Here is a 23,441-nt window from a genome sequence, read left to right on the forward strand (position 1 = left end):
GAACCAATGCCCACCCCTACCAAGGGAGCCCGGCTCGGCGGGTCGTCCGCGCACGAGCGGCTGATCCTGGCCAACTTGGCCACGCAGCTGTTCGAGCACGGCAAGATCACGACGACCGAGGCGAAGGCGAAGCGGGTCCGTCCGCTGGCCGAGAAGCTGATCACGAAGGCGAAGCGGGGCGACCTGCACAACCGTCGTCAGGTTCAGCGCGTCGTCCGTGACAAGGACGTCGTCCACAAGCTGTTCGCCGAGATCGGTCCGCACTTCGCGGAGCGCGACGGTGGCTACACCCGGATCACCAAGACGATGCCGCGCAAGGGCGACAACGCCAAGATGGCGGTCATCGAACTGGTGCCGGAGAAGACCGTGACTTCGGAAGCCGAGCGCGCTCGGAAGACGAAGTTCGCCAAGGACGAGAAGGCCGCCGCTCCGGTCGCCGAGGAGACCACCGAGGCGCCCGCCGCCGAAGAGGCTCCGGCTGCCGAAGACACGGACACCGCCGCCGAGACCGAAGCTCCGGCTTCGGACGACGCGGACGCGGACGCCAAGAAGGACTGACGTCCTGACGGCCGATTCGACACCGGACGAGCCCGCCACTCCCGCTGGGGAGGGCGGGCTCGTTCGTCTGCGCCTGGACGTCTCCTACGACGGCACGGACTTCTCGGGCTGGGCCCGCCAGCCGTCGCGCCGCACGGTGCAGGGCGTCCTGGAAGAGGCGTTGCACCGGCAGCCGCCGGGGGCTTCGGTGCCCAAGTCCGTGGTGGTCGCGGGCCGCACGGACGCCGGGGTGCACGCGACGGGCCAGGTGGTGCACGTCGACGTCGTGCCGCTCGCGGAGTCCTCCGGGCGGATTCCGGTGTCCCCGGAAGGCATCCCGGACCTGACCCGCATGGCCGGCCGCTGGAACCGCCTCCTGCCCGGTGACGTCCGGGTCCTGGGCGCCCGGGTGGCCCCGGAGGGTTTCGACGCGCGGTTCTCCGCGGTGCGCCGGCACTACCGCTACCGCGTGTCCGACGCGCCGTGGGGCGTGGACCCGTTGCGCCGCAACGACACGCTGGCCTGGAATCGTCCACTGTCGACGGACGCGATGAACGAGGCGGCGTCGTCCCTGCTGGGCCTGCAGGACTTTGCGGCGTACTGCAAGCAGCGCGACACGGGCACGACGATCCGCGAGCTGCAGCGCCTGGAGTGGCGGCGGGTGGACGAGCACCTGCTGGAGGTGGCGGTCTCGGCGGACGCGTTCTGCCACTCGATGGTCCGCAGCCTGGTCGGCGCCCTGCTCCTGGTGGGCGACGGCCGCCGAGGGCGCGACTGGCCTTCGGAGGTGCTGGCCAGTGGAGTGCGCGACAGTGCGGTGGCGCCCGCGCACGGCCTGACGCTGACCGCGGTGGACTACCCGCCGGACGCCGAACTGGCGGCCCGGGCGGAGCAGACGAGGAACGTCCGCACGTCACCCTGACAAGATCAACGGATCAGGTGAAGGCGGCGAGCGTGCGGCCCAGGATGTGGCATGTTCGAGGCATGTCGACAAGTCTTCGTCGCATCAGCGCGGGAATCGTGGCCACTTTCGGTGCCGCGCTGATGCTCCCCGTCACGGCCGCCGCGGCGCCGATCCCGTTCCCCTGCGGGTACAGCTCGCAGGGCATGGACGCGCACTACCGGCACTGCGCCAACACCTTCGCGCTGATCCACGTGGACTGGGACAACGGCAGCCACTACACCGACTGCTACGGCCCCTGGGATGAGCAAACGCTCTGGCACGACGGCAACCACCGCCAGGTCAACGCGTACTTCGTGAACACGCCGCCGAGGCTGCTGAAGAACGCCTCCGGCAACTGGATCTGCAGCGCCTCCCAGCCGGACGCCTAGCCAAACGCCATGAGGGGCACCTTCATGGCTTTAAGAGCCATGAAGGTGCCCCTCATGGGCAAAGCCTCAGTCGCCGCGGCGGACGGGGCCCAGGAGCTGCTGCTCCTTGCCCGTCGTCACCAGGCGCAGCGGCCGCCACAGGTTGCGGCCCAGGGCCACCACCTGGTCGTCCTTCAGCATCGTCAGCTGGCGCATCATCTGCGGCGGCAGGTTCCAGATGCGGCCCGCCAGCTCGGCCTGGCCGGCCGGGAGGCGCTGCATCAGCACCAGGTCCGCCGCGTTCGCCGTCACGCCCGCCTGGGGGTGCAGGTACGGCAGCACGTACACCGTCGTCTGCCACGGCGACCGCGGCGGGAACAGGTCCTGCGGGGTCGGGCCGCCGTCGGTCACCACCAGCAGCGGTGCGTCCTCCGACGGCCGCGGCAGCTCGACCGGCGACAACCGCCGGATCTGCACCAGCGGCGACGGACGGCCGTCGCGGCTGCCGGCCGCCCGGGACAGCACCTGCCACTCGGTCGGGCGCCCGGTCGCGACCACCACCCACGCGCCGACCGCCATCGCGCGCATCGCGACCTGGCGGGCCAGGTACAGCCCGCCCACCAGCACGATGCGGGTCGGCGTCGAGCGCAGCGCCGAGATCGTCAGTGGCTCGCCCTTCAGGCCCGAGCCGAGCACGATGCCGCCGCGGTCGCCCGAGGGGCTGACCGCGTCGAGCATGGCGGGGTCCACCGTGAACTCCGGCGCCACACCGGTGTTCTGCCCGGCGTCACGGACGCGGGAGCTCATGCTGTTCCTCCGATCGGCAACGTCGCGGCGAACGCGGAGACCTGGAGCCCGCGCAGCGGCGTCAGGTTCACGTCCAGCCGCTCGGACAGTCCCTGCAGCCGCTGGTCGGCGGCGTCGAGCTCACGCGGGTTGCGCGCGCTCAGCCGGACCACGCCGCGCAGCCCGATCTTGCCCTCGTCGGACGCCGGGGAAATCGACATCGCGAGCGTCGACGACAGCGCGCGGACGCTCGTCAGCGCGTCCAGGCTGCCGGCGATCTTGCCCTTCGGCCAGCCGGTGATCGCGTAGCTCGCGTGGCCGATGCCGGCCGCGGTCACGCCGGACCAGCGCTCCTGCAGGGTCACCTTGCTGGGCGAACCGGCGACGGCCGTCAGCTCCGCGGCCGAAATGCTCGCGCGCAGCAGCTCGTCCGGGTCGAGCGGCCGGGTCGGCACGCCCTGCGACTCCAGTGCGTTGCGCACCCGCGAAAGCGCGCCGATCAGCGCGCGGTGGGCGCCGACGACGCCGCCGCCGCGCTCCCGGATCGCCGCCGGGCAGCGCTTCGGGTCGAGCCGGATCGCGACCCACGTCGTCCGCCGCGCCGCCGCGGGCAGCGGCCCGAGCACCTCCATGTAGGAGCTCAACGCGGGCGAATCCGCAGGCAGAGCCGCGCTGCCCGGGTAGCAGTGCCAGATCATCTGGATCGAGTCGAGGACCACACCGCGGTCTTCGAGGCACGGCGCGAGCGCCGACAGCGGCAGGCTCGGCGCGCCGCCGGCCTGGGTGATCAGCGCCGGCGTCGGCTCGACGAGCAGCACCGCCGTCCACGTGCCGTCGTTCCAGGCGAGCCCGACCTGCTGGCGCTCGTGGTCGACGCCGTGCGCGACGACGAGGTCCGGCACGGCGATCCGGAGCAGGTTGACGCGGGCGTCGTCCGGGCCGGTCACCGTGGTCTCTTCGGCGGCCAGCTCCTCGACCGTGCTCGGCGGCAGCGGCTCCGCGACGCGGTCGTGCGAGCGGAAGGAGTAGCGCATCGTCAGCCCGATCCACTGGGTGAACCAGCGGCCGCGCCAGCGCAGCAGCGCGACGATCAGGGCGAAGCCGACGACGCCGATCGCGACGTACTTCATCGACATGTTGATGGCGAGCAGCACGAGCCCGACCGCGAGCCCGACCTCGAGCACGACGAGGTTCGCCACGGGGAGCGGGCCGAGGTTCACCCCCGAAGACCGGCGCCGCGCGGGGGGCGCCATCCGCACCGGGCTGGGCGGGGGAGTGGCCGGGCCGCTGTCGTCGGGTCCTTGCGGGCCACCAGGGCCACCGGGCCCACCGGGCCCACCCGGGCCGCCAGGACCCCCGGGGCCGCCGCCACCGGGACCGCCAGGTCCACCTGGGCCACCGGGCCCACCGGGGCCTCCAGGACCGCCGCCGCCCGGGCCGCCGGGACGTCCACCGGGACCACCAGGACCGGGTCCACCGGGGCCGCGCGGGGGCATGGCGGGTCCGCCGGGGCCACCACCGGGTCCGCCGGGAACACCACCGGGTCCACCGGGGCCACCACCGGGTCCGCCGGGAACACCACCGGGTCCACCGGGGCCACCCGGCACAGCTCCCGGACCGCCGGGCCCACCGGGTCTCCCGGGCCGCGGCGGCGGGCCCGGCGGGCGGCCGGACGGCGGGGGCCCGGGCGGGCCAGGCGGACGTGGAGGAGTGGTGACGGACATCCGCGCTTTCTCTTCCCCTCGTGCTTGCTGCGTACCCGGAAGCCGGGTCCCGGGGAATCCGACCCTAGCCGGAGTTGGTAGAAACCCCACACCAGACGGTCCCCGTACGGCTATCCTGCGGAACCGTACCGCGACGGGGAGAGCTGTAGGTCGAGAATGCCATCAACACCCACGACTAAGTCTCAGGTTCAGGCGTACAAGTTCGTCCTGCGCCGGATGCAGTCGGCGCTGGTCCGGCGCGACGCCGTGATGCTGCACGACCCGATGCGCACCCACACGAGGGCGACGATCGTGGGGGTGGTGCTCGGCGCCCTCGGCATGATCGTGTTCGTCGTCTGGGGGCTGCTCAGCCCGGCCCCGTCGGTCCCGGAGGCCGGCAACATCGTGATCGGCGAGCAGTCCGGCACGGTCTACGTGGTGATGGGCAACCCGAAGATGCTCGTCCCGACGTTCAACCTCGCGTCGGCGCGGCTTCTCCTGCTGGCCCAGCAGAAGAATCCGACGGGCAACAACCCCGGCGCCGCGCCGGCGGCCGCCCCGGCCGCGGCGACCCCCGCGGCTGTGAAGAATCCCACTGTCGTTTCCGACGACCAGCTGAAGGACATTCCGCGCGGGAAACTGACCGGAATTCCGGACGGGCCCCAGCTGATCCCGACGGATTCCCAGCGGATTACCCCCAATTGGGCGGTGTGCGACCAAGTCCAGCTCGACCCGACGCTGCCGGTGCCGGACAGCCTCAACCAGACCAACACCTACGTCTTCGGCGGCGTCGCCCCGAGCGCCCTCGGCACCGAGCTGGGTGACAACGAGGCGCTGCTGGCGAAGGCGGACAACGGCAAGACCTACCTGGTCTACCGGCTGCCCAGCACGCAGAACCGCCCGAACGCCAACACCGTCCGCGCCGAGATCGACGCCAGTGACACCCGCAACGCGGTCTCGACGGCGCTGCAGCTGAACCAGAAGCCGCGGAAGATCACGCAGGGGCTGCTCAACGCGATCCCCGAGGTCCCGCCCCTGACCCCGCCGCAGGTTGCGGACGGCTCGCCCCCCGCCGACCTCGGCGGGCTGACCGCCGGCGACGTCTTCTCGACGCAGCCCACCGGTGAGCAGCCGCAGTACTGGGCCATCACCACGACCGGCATCCAGCGGGTGTCGCAGGCGGTCGCCGACGTCATGCGCGTCGCGAAGCACGGCAGCGCGAGCGAGCTGCGCAACCTCGGCCTCGACAAGCTGTCCGGTGTCCACGTCCTGCAGCCCGGCGAGGCGGGCTACATCCCGGTCGACGAGTTCCCGCGTTCGGTCCCGACGGTCCTCGACGCGACGAAGAACTCGGCGGTGGCCTGCCTCGGCTGGTCGGTGGTCGGCGACGGCGACAACCGCGACGGCCACACGTCGGTCTACATCGAAACCCAGCTGCCCGGCCAGAACAGCCGCGGCGCCAAGTTCGCGACGACCAAGGTCACCACGCCGGGCCCGAACCGCGTGCCGATCAACGGCTTCTACCTCCAGCCCGGCTTCGGCGCGGTGGTCCAGTCCGCGACCGGCCAGGCCAGCTTCGGCAAGGGCGCGATCCAGCTGATCTCCGACCGCGGCATCCGCTACAGCGTCCCGGACGCCACGACGGCGGACGCGATCGGCCTGGGCAACCGCCAGCCGGCGCCCGAGTCGATCATCGGGCTGCTGCCGACCGGGGCTTCGCTGAACACCCAGGACGTGCTCAAGCAGTTCGACTCGGTGCCGATCGACCCGAACGCCGGTTCGTTCCCGACCGCGCAGGCGGGCGGCTGAGGCGGAACCATCGGGCGGCGCCGGACGTCACACGCTCGAAGGATCTTCTGGTGAGCGGAGAGGTGCCATGGCCGGCTTGAGGATGGACGGCGTGGTCGTCACCGACTACGCCCGGACGGCCGAGGAGGCCGCTGACGACCTGAACGCGGCTGCGGCGATCGTCGGGGGCGAAGGCGTCTCCGGCGAGTCCTACGGGCCGCTGGGGGCGCAGATCGGGCTCGGCGAGTCGTACGGCCGCGCGGCCGGCGCGCTGCGGCGTCAGCTGGTCGACGGCGCCGAAGCCCTGAAGTCGGCCGCGGAGGCGCTGCGGCACGTGACGGTCCGCCACAGCGGGCATGACGCCGAAGCCGCGGAGCTGATCAAGCGGGCCGGTGAGATCGGATGATGTTCGCCGAACCGGAAGCCACGGACTCCATCCCGCACCCGCTGGCCAAGCCGGCCGCCCCGGCGCCCGCCGCGCCCGTGGTGGCCTTCGCCCCGGACGCGGAAGGCGACGAGATCGCCGCGACGGCCGAGCCGTACCTGGCGTACCTCACCGATATCTCGCACCAGCTCGGGCTGATCGATCCCGTCGAGACGTACTTCCGCCCGCTGATCGGCCGCTGGGGCGACCTCGGCGCCGAAGCCGGGCGCCTGCGCCAGGCCGCGAGTGCCGCGGCCGAGGTGTCCGCCCGGCTCGACGAGGGCCTCGGCCGTCTCGACGGTGGTTGGGAGGGCCGGGACGCCGACGCGTTCGTCGCGTACATGCGCGAGATCGGCGCGGCGGGCGGCGACCTCCAGGAGGCGATGACCGTCCTCGCCGGCGCGCTCGACGAGCTGGTGACGACGCTCCGCCACGTCGTCGTGGACCTCGTCGAGGTGCTGGTCGACGCCGCGGACCTGATCTCCGAGACGATGACGTTGCCCAGCGGGGGCACCAAACGGGCGCGGGTCCAGCTGCGGGAGACGCAGGAGTCGGCGAAGGCGCTGTACGAGACCGCGCGCGACGTCCTCGAGGCGTTCGACCGGCTTTGCGACGGCGTCGACGACCCCGACGCGACCGCCCGGAGCATCGAGATCGCGCACCGGTACCCGGAGGAGCGGTTCCGGCTGCAGGACGAGGCTTTGAACGGCGCTTCCGCCGGTGAGGAACCGGGTTCTTCCGACTCGGCGGCTTCGGCGACTTCAGCAGCTTCAGCAGCTTCGGCGGCTTCGGCGGCTTCGGCTGACGAGGTCACCACGCCGTCGTCGGCGAGCGGAGACCCGGCGGAGCCGAAGCACACCGCAGCAGGCACGCCGGACGCCGCACAGCCGGCCGACGCGACCCCGCAGCAGGCCCCGCAGGCGCAGGACAACAACAGCACGTCGGGCGGAGTCCCGATGATGCCGATGATGGGCTTCGGAGCGTTCGGCGGAGGCGGCGGCCAGGGCCGTCGCCAGTCGAAGACCCGCCCGACGACGACACCGACGGAGCTCCTGGGCGAGCCGGGCATGGTGGCGCCACCGGTGATCGGCGAGGACGAGAACCCGCCGCAGAAGAAGCCGCCGGCGCCGCCGGCGAAGTGACCCGGTTTCCCCGGCCCGCGGGCCGGGGAAACGTCAGCGTCGGGAAGCGGTTTCCGCGGGCCGGTTGCGGCGGATCGTGCGCATCACGAACAGCGTGATCAGCAGCGCCACGACACCGCCGCCGGTGCCGGCCAGCGCCACGATCATCGGGGTCGAGTTGCGGTCGTTCGCCGGCGGGAGCTGGGCCAGCTGCGGGGGCGGGATCGGCGCCTGGTTCCCGACCTCGGACGGCAGGCTCTGCGTCAGCGCCGCCACCGGGTCGATGACGCCGTAGCCGACGAAGTTGTCGCGGCCGCCCGGAGCGGCGGGGTGCTGGGCCGTCTCCTTGATCCGGTTGATGATGCCCTTGGCGTCGAGGTTCGGGAACTTGGCCTTGACCAAGGCCGCGAGGCCCGCGACGTACGGCGCGGCGAAGCTCGTTCCCTGGATTTCGCTGGCCTTGTCGCCGCTTTCGAACGTGAGGTTCGCCAGGCTGTTGGAGCCTTCGGCGGGGTCGAGCGAGATGATCTTCGTCCCCGGCGCCGCGACGCCGACCCACGGGCCGTGCACGCTGAACGAGGCCACACTGCCGAACTCGTCGATCGCCCCGACGGACAGCACGTCGTCGGCGAACCACGGCGGCGTCACGATCGTCTTGGGCTTCTTCGCGTCCGGCTGGTCGTTCTGCGGGCAGGTGTCCGTCGCGTTGCCGGCGGCGGCGACGATCACGATGCCCGCTTGCGCCGCGTAGTGCACCGCCGCCTGGACCTGCTGCTCGCCTTCGGTGATCGATCCCGTCGCCGTGCGGCAGTTGTCGACCGACATGTTGATGACGTCGGCGTCCTTGCGGTCGGCGATGCCGCGGATGATCTCGGCCAGCGTCTTCAGCGTGCCCGCCGTGCCGGCCTTCTCCAGCTGGCGCCCGCCGTTGGTCTGCCCGGGAGAGGTCTGGTCGCCGTCACCGGGCCCGGCGCCGCCGCCACCGCTCGGCGGGAGCGAAGACCCCGACCCGGTGGGCGGGTTGGTGCTCGACGACGGGGTGCCACTGCTGGTCGCCGGCGGCGTCGGGGTCGAGGTGTCGGGCTCGTAGTTCTCGCTCAGCTGGCGGTAGGACACGATGGTCGCGTCCGGGGCCATGCCGATGAACCCGACCTCCGGGTTGTCCGGCTTCGCCGCGATGATCCCGGCGACCTCGGTGCCGTGGCCGTCGCAGTCCTCGAGCCCCTTCGGCTGGCCGTTCGTCGGCGTCGCGACGTACTCGCCGCCGCTCTGGAGGTTGCGCAGCCACGGGTGGCGCGTCACGCCGGTGTCGATCACGGCCACCTTGACGCCGTTGCCGATACTGCCCGTCGCCGCCTTGACGATTTCCTGCGCCTTCGAGATCTGCAGGTACTCCTGACCCCACGGCCGGTTCTTCAGGATGACGTTCTGGCCGAGCGTGCTGCGCTGGACGCAGGCCTTGCTCGGCTTGTACTTCTTGTCCGGCTGGCCGGAGTCCGGGATCAGCTTGCTCATGTCGACCGGGGGCGGCGTCGCGAAGTAGCCGTCGGCCGGTGCCTGCTGCGCCCACACCGGCACCGCGACGGCCACCGAGGACAGGAAGCCGATCGTGCCGGTCAGCAACGCGGTCGTGGTCCGCCGGGTGGCGCCGAAACGCCGTCCTACTGCCATCCGAGATTCACCCGATCCGGTCACTTGAAGTTCAGGTGCCGCAGGGTCGTGTACAGGTCCATCACACCCAGGGCGAGCGGGAGCACCGAGGCGATGCAGAGCGCTTCGATGATCTCGACCGTGCGCCGCAGCGGCGGCGAGAAGCGCTGGTTCGGGAAGATCACGCCGACCACGAGCGCGCCGGCGGCCAGCAGGATCAGGATGCCGAAGACGTAGATCAGGCGGTTCTGCGCGCTCGCCGTGAACAGCCAGCCGACCGCGATCCCGGTCGCCGAGACGAGGCCCGTGGTGAGCAGGGCGACCGCCTGGCTGCCGTTCGCGTACGCGCGGGCGCGCAGGAGCAGCACGAGCGTCGCGACGACGCCCAGGATGATCCCGAACGCGCCGGGCGCGCTCGCGGCGATGACCGCGGACACCGCGACCGTGACGCCGCAGCCGACCATCAGGCCGGTCATGTAGTTGTGCGCGATCGCCGTGCGGCGCTCGATCGCCCGGTAGTCCGGGAAACCCGAGTCTTCCTTGAGTTCCTCCGCGCTGCCCGGGACGTGCGGCAGCGGCAGCTTCGCCAGCCAGATCGTGGCGCGCGGCAGGATCGAGATGCACGCGAGGGCGACCGCGACCGTGCCGGCCGCGATGCCGGCCGCCGGGTGCGCGACGAGCGTGCCGAACAGGAAGGCCAGCGCGCCGAAGGTGCCCGCGGTGGCCGCGGCGATGAAGGTCGTGATGCCCGCGCCGATGACCATGATGCAGACCGACGCGACGATGATCACGAGGACCGCGCCGAGCAGCAGGTTGGCCCGCATCGACAGCCCGGGCACGATGTAGAAGCCGCTGACGAACGCCAGGGGCAGGCCGCCGGCCGCGGCGACGAGCACCCCGGTCGCTTCCGCGTTGTAGGCCTTGGCGAGCGTCGCGCCGACCGCGACGCACGCGATCGCGCCGATGCCGCCGGCGATGGCGGCGCCGAGCGCGGTGCCGCCGTAGAGCGAGCCGCTCATGAACAGCGCGAACGCGGCGGCGACCAGCGCCAGCCCGCCCGCGACGTGCCCGAAGCGGTTCGCCGTCTCCTTGGTCCAGGGGCGGAAGCTGTCGGGGGAGGACTCCGCGATGGCGTCGACGACGTCGTCGTAGAGCGGCGGCGGCGGGTTCTCGTTGCGCTTGCGCAGCTGGAGCAACTCGCCGTCGACGACGCCGAGCGAGGCCAGGGTCCGGCTCGGGTCGAGCGGGGCGTCCCCGAGCTTGGCGAGCGCCCAGCCACCGTGGCGGGCCCCGCCGTCCGGCGACGACTCCTTGGCCATGTCCAGCAGCATCGGCAGGAGATCGGCGACCGCGACGTCGGCGGGCAGGGCCACGTCGATCCGCGTCGAGGGCGCGACGACCGTCACCCTGCTGAAAACTGTCGTGCCCGTAGCCACTGCACTGCCCCCGCTCGGTCGAGACTGCTCCCGGGGGAACTTATACCGAACCCCGGTGCCGACATCATCGAACGTCCGAAAATCACCGGCAACGGCAGGTCGCGGGCAGGTCTTCGGCTACTGGTGGTACCAGCCGGCGCAGTAGTACGGGCTGCCTCCGTCGTCGTGACGGCACACCCGCCGCCATGGTCGCCGGCGCCACGCTCCCGCTCTTCCCGCTCATCGCCCTCCTGAGACTGTGATCACCGACAGCTCATGACCAGCAGGAATTGCCGAGACGGTCATGACTGTCGGTGCCGGGCCGTACACTCGCCTGCGAGGATGGTCGAGGGTTCACGGGCTGGTTACGGCATCCGCCGGAATTCCATCAGGACGTTCGATAGGTTGTTCGCGCACCAAGCGGTGGCCGCCATCGTCGAGTTTGAATGAGGGGTCCTTCGATGAGCACGCTGCAGTTCAAGAAGTCGCCGCGGCTGGCGGCACCACGCCCGCCGGGCGGTGAGGTGCACCTCGAGCCGCCGCCCGAGGTGCCCCGGGTCATCCCCGGCAACATCGTCATGAAGGCGCTGCCGATCGTCATGATCGTCGCGTCGCTCGGGATGATGGTCTTCATGTTCCAGGCCAGCAACCGGAACCCGATGATGATGGCCATGGGCGGCATGATGGTCGTCGGCACGCTCGGGATGATGGCCGGCGGTGGCGGCAAGGGCGGTGGCGCCAAGCGCGCCGAGATGGACGAGGACCGCAAGGACTACCTGCGTTACCTGGGCCAGATGCGCGACCGCGCCCGCGAGGCGATGGTCGACCAGCGCGCCGCGCTCGAGTGGGTGCACCCCGATCCCCAGTCCCTGTGGTCGCTGGCCGCCAGCCGCCGCATGTGGGAACGCCGCCAGAACGATCAGGACTTCCTGCACCTGCGCGTCGGGCGCAGCTCGCACCGCCTCGCGACGCGGCTGGTCCCGCCGCAGACCGGGCCGGTCGACGAGCTGGAGCCGATCGCCACCCTCGCGCTGCGCCGGTTCGTGCGCGCGCACTCGATCGTGCCGGACCTGCCGACCCAGATCACCCTGCGCGGGTTCGCCGCGGTGAGCATGCAGGGCGACCGGGCGCTGACCCGCGGCCTGACCCGCGCGATGCTCGCGCAGATGGTCACCTTCCACAGCCCCGACGACGTGCTGATCGCGGTCGCCACCGCGGGCCGGGCGAAGGAGGAGTGGGAGTGGGCGAAGTGGCTCCCGCACGCCCAGCACCCGACCCTGGCCGACGGCATCGGCCAGCTGCGGATGATGGCCGGTTCGCTGGCCCAGATCGAAAACTGGCTCGACGAAGAGCTCCGTGACCGCCAGCGGTTCTCCCGCAACGCCACGCCGGCGCCGGACCAGCCGCACGTCGTGATCATCATCGACGACGCCGAGGTCACCCGCGAAGAGCAGATCGTCCTCGAAGAGGGCCTGGTCGGCGTCACGCTGGTCGACCTGTCCGACTCCCTCGGCAACCTCGCCGCCCGCCGCGGCCTGCGGCTGGTCGTCGAAGCCGACCGCCTCGGTGCGCGCAGTGCCGGCGGTGTCGAGTGGTTCGGCCGCCCGGACACCCTCAGCTTGGTCGAGACCGAGTCGCTGGCCCGCCTGATCTCGCCGTACCGCGTCGGTGGCGCGGCCGGGCAGGACGTCGGCGACGAAGAGCCGCTGCTGTCCAACCCGTCGCTGCTGGAGCTGCTCGGCATCCCGGGCGACCCGATGACCTTCGACGTGCAGCAGGCGTGGCGGCCCCGCCCGATCCGCGACCGCTACCGCGTCCCGTTCGGTGTCGGCGAATACGGCCAGCCGGTCGAGCTGGACATCAAGGAAGCGGCCGCGGAAGGCATGGGCCCGCACGGCCTGTGCATCGGCGCGACCGGTTCCGGTAAGTCGGAGTTCCTGCGGACGCTGGTGCTGGGCATGCTCGCCACGCACTCGTCGAGCACGCTCAACTTCGTCCTCGTCGACTTCAAGGGTGGCGCGACGTTCCTGGGGTTGGACAAGGCTCCGCACGTCTCCGCGGTCATCACCAACCTCGCGGACGAGGTCACGCTGGTCGACCGCATGAAGGACGCGCTGGCCGGCGAGATGAACCGCCGGCAGGAAGCGCTGAAGAACGGCGGTAACTTCAAGAACGTCTGGGAGTACGAGAAAGCCCGCGAAAACGGCGCTGACCTCGACCCGCTGCCCGCACTGTTCATCGTCTGTGACGAGTTCTCCGAACTGCTGGCGGCGAAGCCGGACTTCATCGACTTGTTCGTCGCGATCGGCCGGCTGGGCCGGTCGCTGCAGATGCACATGCTGCTCGCCTCCCAGCGGCTGGAAGAGGGCAAGCTGCGCGGTCTGGACTCGCACCTGTCCTACCGGATCGGCCTGAAGACGTTCTCCGCGGCGGAATCCCGCGCCGCGATCGGCGTGCCGGACGCGTTCGAGCTGCCCTCGGTCCCCGGTGGCGGGTACCTCAAGTTCGACACGTCGACGCTGGTGCGGTTCAAGGCGTCCTACGTCTCGGGCCCCTATCGCCCGGCCGGCATCCAGGCGGCGGGCCCGGCGGCGACCGTGGTCCGCGCCGACAAGCGGCCGCAGCTGTTCGTCCCGGACTTCGTGGAGCTGCCGAAGGAACCGGAGCCGGAGCTGATCGAAGCAGCCCCGGTGGCCGCGGCCCCGCAGTCCGAAGAGGCGGTCGAGCCGTCCGAGCTGGACGTCATCGTCTCGCGGCTGATCGGGCAGGGCCCGCCGGCGCACGAGGTGTGGCTGCCGCCGCTGAAGGACCCGAACTCGCTCGACACGCTGCTGCCGAACCTGAACCCGACCGACGACCGGGGCCTGTCCCCGGTCGGCTTCTTCGGCAACAGCCGGCTGCAGGTGCCGCTGGGCATCGTCGACCGGCCGTATGAGCAGCGCCGTGACCCGCTGTGGGCGGACTTCTCGGGTGCGGCCGGCCACGGTGTGATCGTGGGCGGTCCGCAGTCGGGCAAGTCGACGATGCTCCGCACGTTGATCATGTCGATGGCGTTGACGCACACGCCGGAAGAGGCGCAGTTCTACTGCCTCGACCTCGGTGGTGGCACCCTCGCGGGCCTGGCGGACCTGCCGCACGTCGGTGGTGTCGCGGTCGCCCGGCGTGAGCCGGACAAGGCCCGCCGGATCGTGGCCGAGCTGACCACCCTGCTCACCGAGCGGGAAGGCCGGTTCGGGGCGATGGGCATCGACTCGATGACCGAGTTCCGCAACCGCAAGCGCCGCGGCGAGATCCGCGCGGACCAGGACCCGTTCGGTGACGCGTTCCTCGTCGTCGACGGCTGGCGGGCCCTGCGGGATGACTTCGAAGAGCTCGAGACCACGATCACCCGCATCGCGACCCAGGGTCTGTCCTACGGCGTGCACGTCATCATCGCCGCCAACCGCTGGGCGGACATCCGCCCGGCGATCAAGGACATGATCGGGACCCGGTTCGAGCTGCGCCTCGGTGACCCGACCGAGTCGGACATCGACCGCCGGGTCGCGGTCAACATCCCGACCGGGCGGCCGGGCCGGGGCCTGACGCGGGAGAAGCTGCACCTGCTCGGCGGCCTGCCGCGGATCGACGGGTCGAGCGACCCGGAGACCATCGCGGCCGGCGTGACCGATGCGGTGGCGAAGATCAGGGCCGCCTGGCGCGGCCGGGTCGCGCCGCAGGTGCGCCTGCTGCCGGAGATGATCACCTACGAGGACGTGCTGAAGCTCGACGCGCACCGCGACTCGAAGCTGATCCCGATCGGCGTCAACGAAGAGGACCTGCAGCCGATCTACCTGGACTTCAACGCCGAACCGCACTTCTACGCGTTCGCCGACGGCGAGTCGGGGAAGACGAACCTGTTGCGGCAGATCGCCCGCGGTATCTCCGAGCGGTTCACCGCGAAGGAAGCGTTGATCCTGCTGGTCGACTACCGGCGCACGATGCTCGGGTTCGTCCAGGGCGACTCGCTGCTCGGCTACGCGGTCTCGGCGGCGCAGCTGGAAAGCATGGTCAGCGACGTCTTCAACTCGATGACCCGTCGCCTGCCCGGCCCGGATGTCACGCAGGAGCAGTTGAAGACGCGGTCGTGGTGGAAGGGGCCGGAGTTGTTCATCCTGGTCGACGACTACGACCTGGTGGCCACCTCCAGCAACAACCCGCTGCGGAAGATCTCCGACTTCCTCCCGCAGGCCAAGGATGTCGGCCTGCACCTGGTGGTCGTCCGCCGCACGGGTGGTGCCAGCAAGGCGATGTACGACCCGATCATCGGCAAGCTGAAGGAGATCGCGGCGCCGGGCATGGTCATGAACGGTTCGCGGGACGAGGGTGCGCTGGTCGGCAACATCAAGGCCAGCGCGATGCCGCCGGGCCGGGGCAACCTGCTGACCCGCAAGGCCGGCAAGCAGCTGATCCAGGTGTCGTGGATCCAGCCCGACTAGGTACGGCGATGGGGCGCGCAGCGGCGAAGAGTAGGTTCCTTCGCGAGGGCGCGCCCTGTCGGCCGGGCGCGGGGGAACGCGACAAAATCTGCGGGAGCTGCTGGTGACGGTCCGGGTTGCGGTGGACTTCGGGACGTCGAGCACCTGTGTCGTCGCCTCGATGAACGGGCGCGATCCGCAGGTCGTGGTGATCGACGGCCAGCCGCTGATGTCCTCGGCGGTGTTCGCGGCGGCGGACGGCACGCTGTTCGTCGGCCAGGAGGCCGAGCGGCAGGCGGCCGTCGACCCGTCGCGGTACGAGCCGAACCCGAAGCGCCGGATCGACGAAGGCGAGCTGCTGCTCGGCGACAGCGTCCTGCGCGTCACCGACGTCGTGCACGCCGTGCTGGGCCGCGCGGTCGCCGAGGCGCGCCGCCTCGCCGGCGAGGCCGAGGTCGACCTGCTGGTGCTGACCCACCCCGCGGACTGGGGCGCCATCCGCACCCGGCTGCTGCGGCAGGCGGCGGGCGGGCTGGCGCGCGAGGTCGCGCTGGTGCCCGAGCCGGTCGCAGCGGCGGTCTACCACGCGGCGACGTTCGCGCCGCAGGACGTGACGAACGACCGCACCGTCGAGTTCAGCGGCCGCCCCGGCGACGCGCTGGCGGTGCTGGACCTCGGCGGCGGCACGGTCGACGTCAGCGTCGTGCGGCGGCTGCCGCCGGACAACGCGCGCGACCGTGCCGGCCGTCCGCAACGCGGCGGCTTCCAGGTGCTGGCCACCCGGGGCGACCCGGCCTTCGGCGGCGCGGACATCGACCAGGCGCTGCTGGAGCACGTCGGCGCGCTCGTGGCCGGGGCGGACCAGGACGCGTGGCGCCAGCTCGTCGAAGGGCGCGAGCTGGTCGACCGGCGCCGCCGCCGCGTGCTGCGCCAGGACGTGCGGGGAGCCAAGGAAACGCTGTCCCGGCACGCCTACACCGACGTGCCGATGCCGCCGCCGTTCGCGGACGCGCACGTGACGCGCGAAGACCTCGAACGGCTCATCACGGCGCCGCTGGGGCGCGCGGTGGAGCTGACGGTCGCGGCGATCGGCGACGCCGGCCTGCGGCCGAAGCAGCTCACGGCGATCTTCCTGGTCGGCGGGTCGAGCCGGATCCCGATGATCTCGCGGCTGGTGCACGAACGCACCGGCGTCGTGCCGACGAGCCTCGACCAGCCCGAGACCGTGGTCGCGCGCGGCGCGCTGCGGGCGGTGCTGGTGGACCCGGACCGCACGGGCTCGCTGCCCGGCGAGGCGATGGCGCGGATGGGCGCGGTGCCCGGTGGCGCCCTCAACCCGGCGGCGCAGCGCACCGAGGTCGTCCGCCCCGGCGACGTCGCCCCCCGCCCCGGCGACGCGGGGCAGCGGCCGACGCCACCGCGCCTGCCGTCCGGCCCGCCGTCCAACGGGTTCCCGAACCGCGCGGCCCCGCCGCCGTCACCGCCCCACGGACAGCCGGTGGCCCGGCCGCCGTGGACCCCGCCCGCCGGCCAGTCCGCGCCGGGCGGCCCAGGGGGCAACCGCCCCGGTGGGGCCTCCGCGCAGCCGGAGAAGAAGCCCGGCCGCGGGAAGCTCTGGGGGATCGTCGCCGGTGCCGTGGTCGTCGTGGCCGCGCTCGTCGTCACCGGGATCGTCGTGTTCAGCGACTCCGGGAGCCAGGCCGAGACCGGCCGGACGCTCTCGCAGTACGACTTCAAGTTCGTCTCGCCCGAGGACTGGGTGCAGACCGACGACCGGGTCGCCCAGCGCCAGGTCGTCATCCACCCGCAGGAGTCCCGAGACGGCAACGACCTCCTGGTCGCCCAGGAGTTCGTCATGGACTACGACGCGACGGCGGAGCCGCAGAAGCTGGTGGACTACATCAAGACCGGCGTGGACGACGTGCCCAGCCAGTACAGCTCGTTCAACCCGAGCCTGTCGTACGCGGGCAAGACCGTGATCGGCTACCACGAGATCAAGAAGGACCGCCCCGACCTCCAGGTCGACTGGTACGTCGTGGCGAAGGGCCGGATCCGGGTCCACGTCGGCTGCCAGTACGCCACGTCGCAGCTGCGCGACCGGGTCGCCGCCGCCTGCACGCAGGCCGTGCGCACGGTCGAGATCCTCAACTGAGAACCTTATTCTGGTCAGGTCGGCGCTACGGGTCGGCAGCCGACCGCTTGCGGTGACGCTTGCGCCGGCCGACGGCTGAACAAGATTCTGAAGAGAGGAAGGCACGCGGTGCCGTCCGAAGAGTTCGAAAGCGCCGCGTCGGCCTTCCGGCGCACCGGCGAAGACGCGGTGACGCACGCCCGGCGCGTCACCGGGAACGCGAAGGCGCGCAGCCGGCGCCACCACAGCGAAAACGTCGAACTGCTGAAGCGCAGTGGCCGCGGCGCGAAGTCCGGCGATCCGACTCCCGGCACCCTGCGCGCGGCCGCCGAGCGGTTCCGCCGCGCCCGCGGTCTGGCGGTCCCGGCGGTTCCGGATCCGGCCGATTCGGTTCCTTCGCGTTCGCAATCCTCCGCTCGTGCCCCTCGAACGGGTGACGAGGACGAAGACTTTTCCCAGATGCGAATCATGGGACGCGATCGGTGAAGGCGTCCGGCGATCGCTGTGCGTGTGCTAACCACGCTGGTGGAGAACACTTTTCCGAGTGACGCTTCGCCGGTTCGTGGCACTCGCGGAATACTCGCGGCGATCGGTTCCCGGCACGAGCGTTCACGCAAGCAACTACTTGCGGGCAAAGCACGACAAGGGGGAACCGGGCATGGCAATGTCTGCGTCGTAGGGCCGTACAAACGAACGAGCTTCGTACGGACAACCACTCTTCAGAAGGGGGTTCCAACCATGGCTGGATCCGGATTCACAGGGACAGTTGCCCAGTTCACCGACGCCGAGGGCAAGGTCACCGAGGTCCGCGCGGGCATGGACGCCAACCTGTCCACGCTGCGCGACCGCATCGAGGCCACCCGCGCCGGCTGGCAGGGCGAGGCCCAGAAGGCGTTCGACCACGTCATGATGCGCTTCGACGACGACGCTCGTCAGATGAACCAGGCCCTCCAGAAGATCGCGGAACTGCTCCGCGAGGCCGGTTCGAAGTACGAGAAGTCCGAGCAGCAGCAGCAGGAGATCCTGGGCGCGGTCAACCGTGGTTTCGACGCGCTCGGCTGAGCGTCACACCGGAACTTTTCTTTTCACCCACCTGAACTTTCTCAGCACAGAAGGAGCGCATCATGCCCAGTGACGCCGGCATTGTCGTCAATTACGCCACCATCCGCGCTGCCGCGGACGACTGCCAGCAGACCGGCGGCGAGCTGCAGCAGGCTTTCGACCGCCTCAAGGACGACCTCAAGCCGCTGATCACCACCTGGACCGGTTCCGCCAAGGAGCAGTACGACCAGGCCCAGCGCACCTGGGACCAGAAGTTCGAGGACCTGAAGCAGGTTCTGGCGCAGATCGCCGCCGCCCTGCCGCAGATCGCCGACGGTTACCAGTCGACGGACACCGCCGTCGAAGGCCTGTTCTGAGCCGGTAGTCCCGGAAACCACGGCGGGCCCGCACTTCGGTGCGGGGCCCGCCGTTTTCGTTTATGGCAACAGAGTCCTTTGCGGACAACAGAGCCTGCGCGCCAAGGGAAACTCAGTGCGGTGCGCCGACCTCGTACTCGGGCCGGTCGTTGAGCACCCGCACCGTCACCTTCTTGTCCTGCCCGCCGATCTTCACCGTGCAGTCGAACGTCGTGCCGTTCTCGGCGGCTTCGTTCGCCGGGCACTGCGCGTTCTTCACGTCCGGCTCGCCGTAGTTCTCGTTGAGGACCTTGACCACACCGTCCTCGAGGGACTGCTGCTCGAGCACGTTCCCGCGGAACGCGCCCAGGAGCCACGCCGCCCCGCCGCCGACGACGAGCACCAGCACGACGGCTCCGGCGATCAGCAACGGCTTCTTCGACTTCGGCTTCTTCCCCGGCTCGGCGGCGAACGCGCCGAGGCCGCCGTACTGCGTGGGCTGGAACCCGCCGCCGTACTGCTGTTGTCCCGGCGGCCCGGACGCCCCAGCAGCCGGCCACCCGCCACCGGGCGTGCCCGGCTGCTGGGGCGTCGGCTGGGACGGTGGCTGCCACGGCCCGCCGGCGGGCTGTCCCGGCTGCCACGGGCCCGAGAACGACCCGCTGGTGCCGGGCTGCTGCGCCTGGTTCCACTGGCCGGTGTAGGAACCCGACGCCGCGCCCGGGTCCGCGTTCTGCTGCCACTGCCCGGCGTGCGGGCCGGTCGCCTGCTGTTCGGGTTGCCAGGCACCCGGCTGCTGAGGCGGGTTCGCCGGCGGCTGCCACCACTGCGGCTGCTGCGGGTCGGGCGGCTGGGACGGCGGTGTCATCGGAGGTCACCTCGGGTCGTGGCCACGGTTCAGCTGCCCTGCGCTTCGCCGAGCCGGCGGTAGAAGTCGTCCATGGCGGCCCGGTCGGGCAGCACCGTGATCTGCGACGCGTCCGGCAGCTTCGGCATGTCCTGCAGGCTGGCCTTGCCGGTGAACCGGAAGTCGTACTTGAGCTCCAGCTGGTGGCCGTCGCCGGAGAACTTGGCGTCCATCACGAACGAGACCAGGCTGCCGTCGGGGTTCAGCGTGATCGTGGTCGGCACCATGGCCTTCTTCAGCTCGGGCCCGACCTGGCTGACGATGCTCTGCGGCAGGATCTCGACCTTGTTCTTGACGAAGATCTCGAACGGCACGTTGACCGTCAGCGCGGTCTTCCCGTCGCCGAGGCTCTTGGCGCCGCGGACCGCGCGCTTGTCGGCCTGGTAGGCGTCCACGGTCGAGTCCGCCATCCGGCACGGGGTCAGCACGCCACCCCAGGCGCACGGCAGGATCAGGCCGGCCTCGGGCTTCGGCATGGACACCCACGCCGTCGGCGAGACGCCCTTCTGGACGTACATCGGGCCGAGGTAGGTGTACTCGACCGCGCCGTCGGCAGGCGTGTACGTGTCGATGATCTCGTCGGGGTTCTTCTGCGACCGGTGCCGCACCGCCCGGCTCTCCGGGCTGCCGGTGCGCGCCGACGTCACGGTGCTGTGGATCCACTTGTCGTCGAACTTGAAGTAGGCGTCCAGCGAGTTGGTGACGTCGCGCGTGTCGGTGATGGCGTCCCCGAGCTTGCCGATGACCTGCTCGAACTTGCCGCCGACGTAGTCCGCCGCGTCGTCGCCCTTCGGCAGCGCCGTGCCCGCCTTGGCCGTGCCGCAGGCGCTGACCAGGGCCAGGACGGCCGCCAGGACGAAGATCACCGTCGGTCGTTTGCTCATCGCCGTCCCCTGCATCCGATGGAAAGCGCTGTGTCGCCCGGATCGTCTCATCCTCGCGTGTCGAGGCGGCGAGTGCAGGCACTTCGGCGGGAAAACCGGGTAGAGTCGCCCCGGGCCGGGACTGTTCCGGCCCCTGGACCCACCCCCGATGCGTGGCCGCGGCGGACGTGGGGGTATCTTCATATGTCGTTGTGCGTTGCGGCGCATCAGCGCGCTAGGCCCGCACAGAACCCACACGCAATGTTGACGACGAGGTAGACCCTTGCCCACGTACAGCCCCAAGCCCGGCGACGTCACTCGTGCCTGGCACGTGATCGACGCCGAGGATGTCGTGCTCGGCCGGCTCGCGACCGAGGTCGCCACGCTGCTGCGCGGCAAGCACAAGCCGACCTACGCCCCGCACGTGGACACCGGTGACTTCGTCATCATCGTCAACGCCGAGAAGGTCGCGCTCACCGGAAACAAGCGCGAGCAGAAGTTCGCGTACCGGCACAGCGGTTACCCGGGCGGCCTGCGGAAGCGCTCGTTCGGCGAGCTGCTCGACACCAAGCCCGAACACCTTCTCGAGAAGGTCGTCAAGGGCATGCTGCCGAAGAACAAGCTCGGCCGCGCCCAGGCGAAGAAGCTGAAGGTCTACGCCGGCCCGCAGCACCCGCACACCGCGCAGCAGCCGCAGGTGCGCGAGATCACCAAGATCGCGCAGGTCGCGCAGTGAGTGAGGAACAGTCTGTGACCAGCACCGAGACCGAGACCGCCGAGGTCACGACCGAGGCGACCGAGACCGGCGCCGTCGAGACCAGCGAGACCCCCGTCGCCACCAGCGAGACGCCGGTCGCCACCAGCGAGACGCCGGTCTCGACCAGCGAGACGCCCGTCGCGACCAGCGAGTCCGCTGCCGCGCCGCGCCCGTCGCGTGCCGCCGGCGGCAACGCGCAGACCGTCGGTCGCCGCAAGGAAGCCGTCGTCCGCGTCCGGGTCGTCCCGGGCACCGGCGAGTTCAAGCTCAACGGCCGCACCCTCGAGGAGTACTTCCCGAACAAGGTGCACCAGCAGCTCATCAAGGACCCGCTGGTCCTGGTCGAGAAGCCGGACTCGTTCGACATCTTCGCCAACCTGCACGGTGGCGGCGTCTCGGGTCAGGCGGGCGCGCTGCGCCTGGCGATCGCCCGCGCGCTCATCGAGGTCGACGCCGACGACCGCCCGGCCCTCAAGAAGGCCGGCTTCCTGACCCGTGACGCGCGCGCCACGGAGCGGAAGAAGTACGGCCTCAAGAAGGCCCGTAAGGCCCCGCAGTACAGCAAGCGCTGATCGCGCCTCTGGCGCAACCCACCGGAGCGCCCATCCGTCCATCGGATGGGCGCTTCGGCGTTTTTACCGGGGTTACCGATCCGGCCGAAAGCAGGCCGGCCCCCGAGCGGCACGCAGCCGTTGCCAAGGGCCGGTTCGGCCGTGACAGTGGTCGGATTGGTGACGAACGAGCCTGTGTCGTTTCGGGGGTCCGGAGCGACATCCAGGGGTAGCGCGGCCCGGGAGGGCCGCTACGTTGTCGTGGTCGGTTGCGCTGCCGCAACCACACTGAGGAGGTCGATCGATGGCACGCCTGTTCGGTACCGACGGGGTCCGTGGCCTGGCCAACGCCGAGCTGACGCCGGAGCTGGCGCTGGCGGTGGCGGCCAGCGCCGCCCGGGTGCTCGCCGCGCACGACCGCTCGCACCGGCCGGTCGCGGTCGTCGGCCGCGACCCGCGCGCCAGCGGCGAGATGCTCGAAGCCGCCGTCGTCGCGGGCCTCACCTCCGCGGGAGCCGACGTGCTCCGCGTCGGCGTGCTGCCGACGCCGGCCGTCGCCTACCTGGTCGGCTCGCTCGAGGCCGACCTCGGCGTGATGATCTCCGCGTCGCACAACCCGATGCCCGACAACGGCATCAAGCTCTTCGCCTCGGGCGGGCACAAGCTCCCCGACGGCATCGAGGACGAGATCGAAGCCGGCATCGCGGCCGGCAAGGTCCGCCCGACCGGCGCCGGCGTGGGCCGCGTCCACGACGTCGACGACGCCCTCGACCGCTACGCCACCCACCTGCTCGGCGCCACGCCGCACTCGCTCGCCGGGCTGAAGGTCGTCGTCGACTGCGCGAACGGCGCGTCGTCGGCCGCCGCCCCCGAGGTCTACCGCCGTGCCGGCGCCGAGGTCGTCGCGCTGTACGCGGAGCCGGACGGCGTCAACATCAACGAGCACTGCGGCTCGAACCACCCCGACAAGCTGCGCGAGGCGGTCGTCAAGCACGGCGCCGACCTCGGCATCGCCCACGACGGCGACGCCGACCGCTGCGTGGCCGTCGACTCCGCCGGCGAGCTGGTGGACGGCGACCAGATCATGGCGGTGCTGGCCCTCGCGTTCTCCGAGTCCGGCGAGCTGGTCAAGGACACGCTGGTCGCGACCGTGATGAGCAACCTCGGCCTGCACCTGGCGATGAAGGCCCACGGCATCGCGGTCGTCACGACGGCGGTCGGCGACCGGTACGTCCTCGAGGAGCTGCGCGCGAGCGGCTTCGCCCTCGGCGGCGAGCAGTCCGGCCACGTCGTGCTGCCGGCGCACGCCACCACCGGCGACGGCCTGCTCACGGCGCTGCGCCTGATGAGCCGCATGGCCGAGACGGGCAAGTCCCTCGAAGACCTGGCGGCCGTGATGAACCGGCTGCCGCAGGTCCTGGTGAACGTCCCGGTCGCGGACAAGGCGGCGGTGGCGGACTCCAGCGAGGTCCGCGACGCCGTCGGCGAGGTCGAGGCCGAGCTGGGCGAGGAGGGCCGGGTGCTGCTGCGCCCGTCCGGCACCGAGCAGCTGGTCCGCGTGATGGTGGAGGCCACGGCGCAGACCACGGCCCAGGCCGCGGCCGACCGCCTGGCCGGCGTCGTCTCAGCGGTCTCGTAACCCGTCG

Annotated in this window: 21 protein-coding genes; 14 read left to right on the forward strand and 7 right to left on the reverse strand. The window is 71.3% G+C overall.

Features of this window, described 5'->3' with window-relative positions; all coding sequences use genetic code 11:
* Positions 1 to 6 precede the first annotated feature (6 nt).
* From rplQ to QQ657_RS28910, 3 genes are all read left to right on the forward strand, one after another.
* Positions 7 to 558, forward strand: coding sequence for a 50S ribosomal protein L17 (gene rplQ, locus QQ657_RS28900; RefSeq protein ID WP_284745405.1), 552 nt, complete (start codon positions 7 to 9; stop codon positions 556 to 558).
* 73 nt (positions 559 to 631) lie between these two features.
* On the forward strand, positions 632 to 1,459 hold the full coding sequence (gene truA, locus QQ657_RS28905) for a tRNA pseudouridine(38-40) synthase TruA (RefSeq protein WP_284745539.1): 828 nt from the start codon (positions 632 to 634) through the stop codon (positions 1,457 to 1,459).
* A 98-nt stretch (positions 1,460 to 1,557) separates the two neighbouring features.
* Positions 1,558 to 1,869 carry a DUF6355 family natural product biosynthesis protein gene (locus tag QQ657_RS28910; protein ID WP_284745406.1) on the forward strand — a complete coding sequence of 104 codons (312 nt, stop codon included), beginning with the start codon at positions 1,558 to 1,560 and terminating at the stop codon, positions 1,867 to 1,869.
* A 66-nt stretch (positions 1,870 to 1,935) separates the two neighbouring features.
* Here QQ657_RS28910 and QQ657_RS28915 read toward each other — a convergent pair whose 3' ends face one another.
* The 3 genes from QQ657_RS28915 to QQ657_RS28925 are packed head-to-tail and all read right to left on the reverse strand — an operon-like array spanning position 1,936 to position 4,264.
* On the reverse strand, positions 1,936 to 2,655 hold the full coding sequence (locus QQ657_RS28915; protein WP_284745407.1) for a hypothetical protein: 720 nt from the start codon (positions 2,653 to 2,655) through the stop codon (positions 1,936 to 1,938).
* Positions 2,652 to 3,887, reverse strand: a complete 1,236-nt coding sequence (eccE, locus tag QQ657_RS28920; protein ID WP_284745408.1) for a type VII secretion protein EccE — start codon at positions 3,885 to 3,887, stop codon at positions 2,652 to 2,654. Before eccE ends, QQ657_RS28915 begins: the two co-directional genes overlap by 4 nt.
* Positions 3,851 to 4,264: a hypothetical protein gene (locus QQ657_RS28925; RefSeq protein WP_284745409.1), complete on the reverse strand. Its 414-nt coding sequence runs from the start codon at positions 4,262 to 4,264 to the stop codon at positions 3,851 to 3,853. Before QQ657_RS28925 ends, eccE begins: the two co-directional genes overlap by 37 nt.
* Positions 4,265 to 4,574: 310 nt before the next feature.
* On the opposite strand from QQ657_RS28925, the gene eccB reads away from it, so the two are divergent.
* The 3 genes from eccB (at position 4,575) to QQ657_RS28940 (ending at position 7,691) form a co-directional block, all read left to right on the forward strand.
* Positions 4,575 to 6,146, forward strand: coding sequence for a type VII secretion protein EccB (eccB, locus tag QQ657_RS28930; RefSeq protein WP_434056790.1), 1,572 nt, complete (start codon positions 4,575 to 4,577; stop codon positions 6,144 to 6,146).
* A 67-nt stretch (positions 6,147 to 6,213) separates the two neighbouring features.
* Positions 6,214 to 6,531, forward strand: coding sequence for a hypothetical protein (locus QQ657_RS28935; protein ID WP_284745411.1), 318 nt, complete (start codon positions 6,214 to 6,216; stop codon positions 6,529 to 6,531).
* Positions 6,531 to 7,691 carry a WXG100 family type VII secretion target gene (locus QQ657_RS28940; protein ID WP_284745540.1) on the forward strand — a complete coding sequence of 387 codons (1,161 nt, stop codon included), beginning with the start codon at positions 6,531 to 6,533 and terminating at the stop codon, positions 7,689 to 7,691. The genes QQ657_RS28935 and QQ657_RS28940 overlap by 1 nt, the downstream gene beginning before the upstream one ends.
* 33 nt (positions 7,692 to 7,724) lie before the next feature.
* On the opposite strand, the gene QQ657_RS28945 is transcribed toward QQ657_RS28940, so the two are convergent.
* Positions 7,725 to 9,341, reverse strand: a complete 1,617-nt coding sequence (locus tag QQ657_RS28945; RefSeq protein WP_284745412.1) for a S8 family serine peptidase — start codon at positions 9,339 to 9,341, stop codon at positions 7,725 to 7,727.
* A gap of 20 nt (positions 9,342 to 9,361) precedes the next feature.
* A complete protein-coding gene (gene eccD / locus QQ657_RS28950) occupies positions 9,362 to 10,726 on the reverse strand; it encodes a type VII secretion integral membrane protein EccD (protein ID WP_284745413.1) in 1,365 nt (454 codons plus the stop codon).
* A gap of 470 nt (positions 10,727 to 11,196) precedes the next feature.
* Here eccD and eccCa point away from each other — a divergent pair, with 470 nt between their 5' ends.
* The 5 genes from eccCa (at position 11,197) to QQ657_RS28975 (ending at position 18,738) form a co-directional block, all read left to right on the forward strand.
* Entirely contained in the window at positions 11,197 to 15,210 is a 4,014-nt protein-coding gene (gene eccCa / locus QQ657_RS28955) for a type VII secretion protein EccCa (protein WP_284745414.1), read from the forward strand.
* Positions 15,211 to 15,313: 103 nt separating this feature from the next.
* Complete coding sequence (locus QQ657_RS28960) at positions 15,314 to 17,341, forward strand: type VII secretion-associated protein (protein WP_284745415.1); 2,028 nt, start codon at positions 15,314 to 15,316, stop codon at positions 17,339 to 17,341.
* A 168-nt stretch (positions 17,342 to 17,509) separates the two neighbouring features.
* Positions 17,510 to 17,806, forward strand: coding sequence for a hypothetical protein (locus QQ657_RS28965; RefSeq protein ID WP_434056791.1), 297 nt, complete (start codon positions 17,510 to 17,512; stop codon positions 17,804 to 17,806).
* A 252-nt stretch (positions 17,807 to 18,058) separates the two neighbouring features.
* Complete coding sequence (locus tag QQ657_RS28970) at positions 18,059 to 18,382, forward strand: WXG100 family type VII secretion target (protein WP_284745417.1); 324 nt, start codon at positions 18,059 to 18,061, stop codon at positions 18,380 to 18,382.
* A 62-nt stretch (positions 18,383 to 18,444) separates the two neighbouring features.
* Positions 18,445 to 18,738, forward strand: coding sequence for a WXG100 family type VII secretion target (locus QQ657_RS28975; RefSeq protein ID WP_284745418.1), 294 nt, complete (start codon positions 18,445 to 18,447; stop codon positions 18,736 to 18,738).
* Positions 18,739 to 18,850: 112 nt separating this feature from the next.
* Here QQ657_RS28975 and QQ657_RS28980 read toward each other — a convergent pair whose 3' ends face one another.
* Both QQ657_RS28980 and QQ657_RS28985 read right to left on the reverse strand, forming a co-directional pair.
* Positions 18,851 to 19,585, reverse strand: a complete 735-nt coding sequence (locus tag QQ657_RS28980) for a DUF4333 domain-containing protein (protein WP_284745419.1) — start codon at positions 19,583 to 19,585, stop codon at positions 18,851 to 18,853.
* 29 nt (positions 19,586 to 19,614) lie between these two features.
* Positions 19,615 to 20,508 carry a hypothetical protein gene (locus QQ657_RS28985; RefSeq protein ID WP_284745420.1) on the reverse strand — a complete coding sequence of 298 codons (894 nt, stop codon included), beginning with the start codon at positions 20,506 to 20,508 and terminating at the stop codon, positions 19,615 to 19,617.
* A gap of 262 nt (positions 20,509 to 20,770) precedes the next feature.
* Here QQ657_RS28985 and rplM point away from each other — a divergent pair, with 262 nt between their 5' ends.
* The 3 genes from rplM (at position 20,771) to glmM (ending at position 23,434) form a co-directional block, all read left to right on the forward strand.
* Positions 20,771 to 21,223 carry a 50S ribosomal protein L13 gene (rplM, locus tag QQ657_RS28990; protein WP_284745421.1) on the forward strand — a complete coding sequence of 151 codons (453 nt, stop codon included), beginning with the start codon at positions 20,771 to 20,773 and terminating at the stop codon, positions 21,221 to 21,223.
* Between the two features lie 14 nt (positions 21,224 to 21,237).
* Positions 21,238 to 21,816, forward strand: a complete 579-nt coding sequence (gene rpsI, locus QQ657_RS28995) for a 30S ribosomal protein S9 (protein WP_284745422.1) — start codon at positions 21,238 to 21,240, stop codon at positions 21,814 to 21,816.
* A gap of 283 nt (positions 21,817 to 22,099) precedes the next feature.
* Complete coding sequence (glmM, locus tag QQ657_RS29000) at positions 22,100 to 23,434, forward strand: phosphoglucosamine mutase (RefSeq protein ID WP_284745423.1); 1,335 nt, start codon at positions 22,100 to 22,102, stop codon at positions 23,432 to 23,434.
* Positions 23,435 to 23,441: the final 7 nt, after the last annotated feature.

It is taken from the genome of Amycolatopsis ponsaeliensis, from assembly GCF_030182635.1.
GTDB classification, from domain to species: Bacteria; Actinomycetota; Actinomycetes; order Mycobacteriales; family Pseudonocardiaceae; genus Amycolatopsis; species Amycolatopsis ponsaeliensis.

What these genes read in the sequence shown, in the direction of transcription:
- QQ657_RS28915 (WP_284745407.1), bottom strand. Translation starts at nt 2,655, where the DNA reads ATGAGCTCCCGCGTCCGTGACGCCGGGCAGAACACCGGTGTGGCGCCG.
- QQ657_RS28980 (WP_284745419.1), bottom strand. Translation starts at nt 19,585, where the DNA reads ATGACACCGCCGTCCCAGCCGCCCGACCCGCAGCAGCCGCAGTGGTGG.
- QQ657_RS28975 (WP_284745418.1), top strand. Translation starts at nt 18,445, where the DNA reads ATGCCCAGTGACGCCGGCATTGTCGTCAATTACGCCACCATCCGCGCT.
- rplQ (WP_284745405.1), top strand. Translation starts at nt 7, where the DNA reads ATGCCCACCCCTACCAAGGGAGCCCGGCTCGGCGGGTCGTCCGCGCAC.
- QQ657_RS28935 (WP_284745411.1), top strand. Translation starts at nt 6,214, where the DNA reads ATGGCCGGCTTGAGGATGGACGGCGTGGTCGTCACCGACTACGCCCGG.
- eccE (WP_284745408.1), bottom strand. Translation starts at nt 3,887, where the DNA reads ATGGCGCCCCCCGCGCGGCGCCGGTCTTCGGGGGTGAACCTCGGCCCG.
- eccCa (WP_284745414.1), top strand. Translation starts at nt 11,197, where the DNA reads ATGAGCACGCTGCAGTTCAAGAAGTCGCCGCGGCTGGCGGCACCACGC.
- QQ657_RS28985 (WP_284745420.1), bottom strand. Translation starts at nt 20,508, where the DNA reads ATGAGCAAACGACCGACGGTGATCTTCGTCCTGGCGGCCGTCCTGGCC.
- glmM (WP_284745423.1), top strand. Translation starts at nt 22,100, where the DNA reads ATGGCACGCCTGTTCGGTACCGACGGGGTCCGTGGCCTGGCCAACGCC.
- QQ657_RS28945 (WP_284745412.1), bottom strand. Translation starts at nt 9,341, where the DNA reads ATGGCAGTAGGACGGCGTTTCGGCGCCACCCGGCGGACCACGACCGCG.
- QQ657_RS28970 (WP_284745417.1), top strand. Translation starts at nt 18,059, where the DNA reads ATGGCTGGATCCGGATTCACAGGGACAGTTGCCCAGTTCACCGACGCC.
- eccB (WP_434056790.1), top strand. Translation starts at nt 4,575, where the DNA reads ATGCAGTCGGCGCTGGTCCGGCGCGACGCCGTGATGCTGCACGACCCG.
- QQ657_RS28940 (WP_284745540.1), top strand. Translation starts at nt 6,531, where the DNA reads ATGTTCGCCGAACCGGAAGCCACGGACTCCATCCCGCACCCGCTGGCC.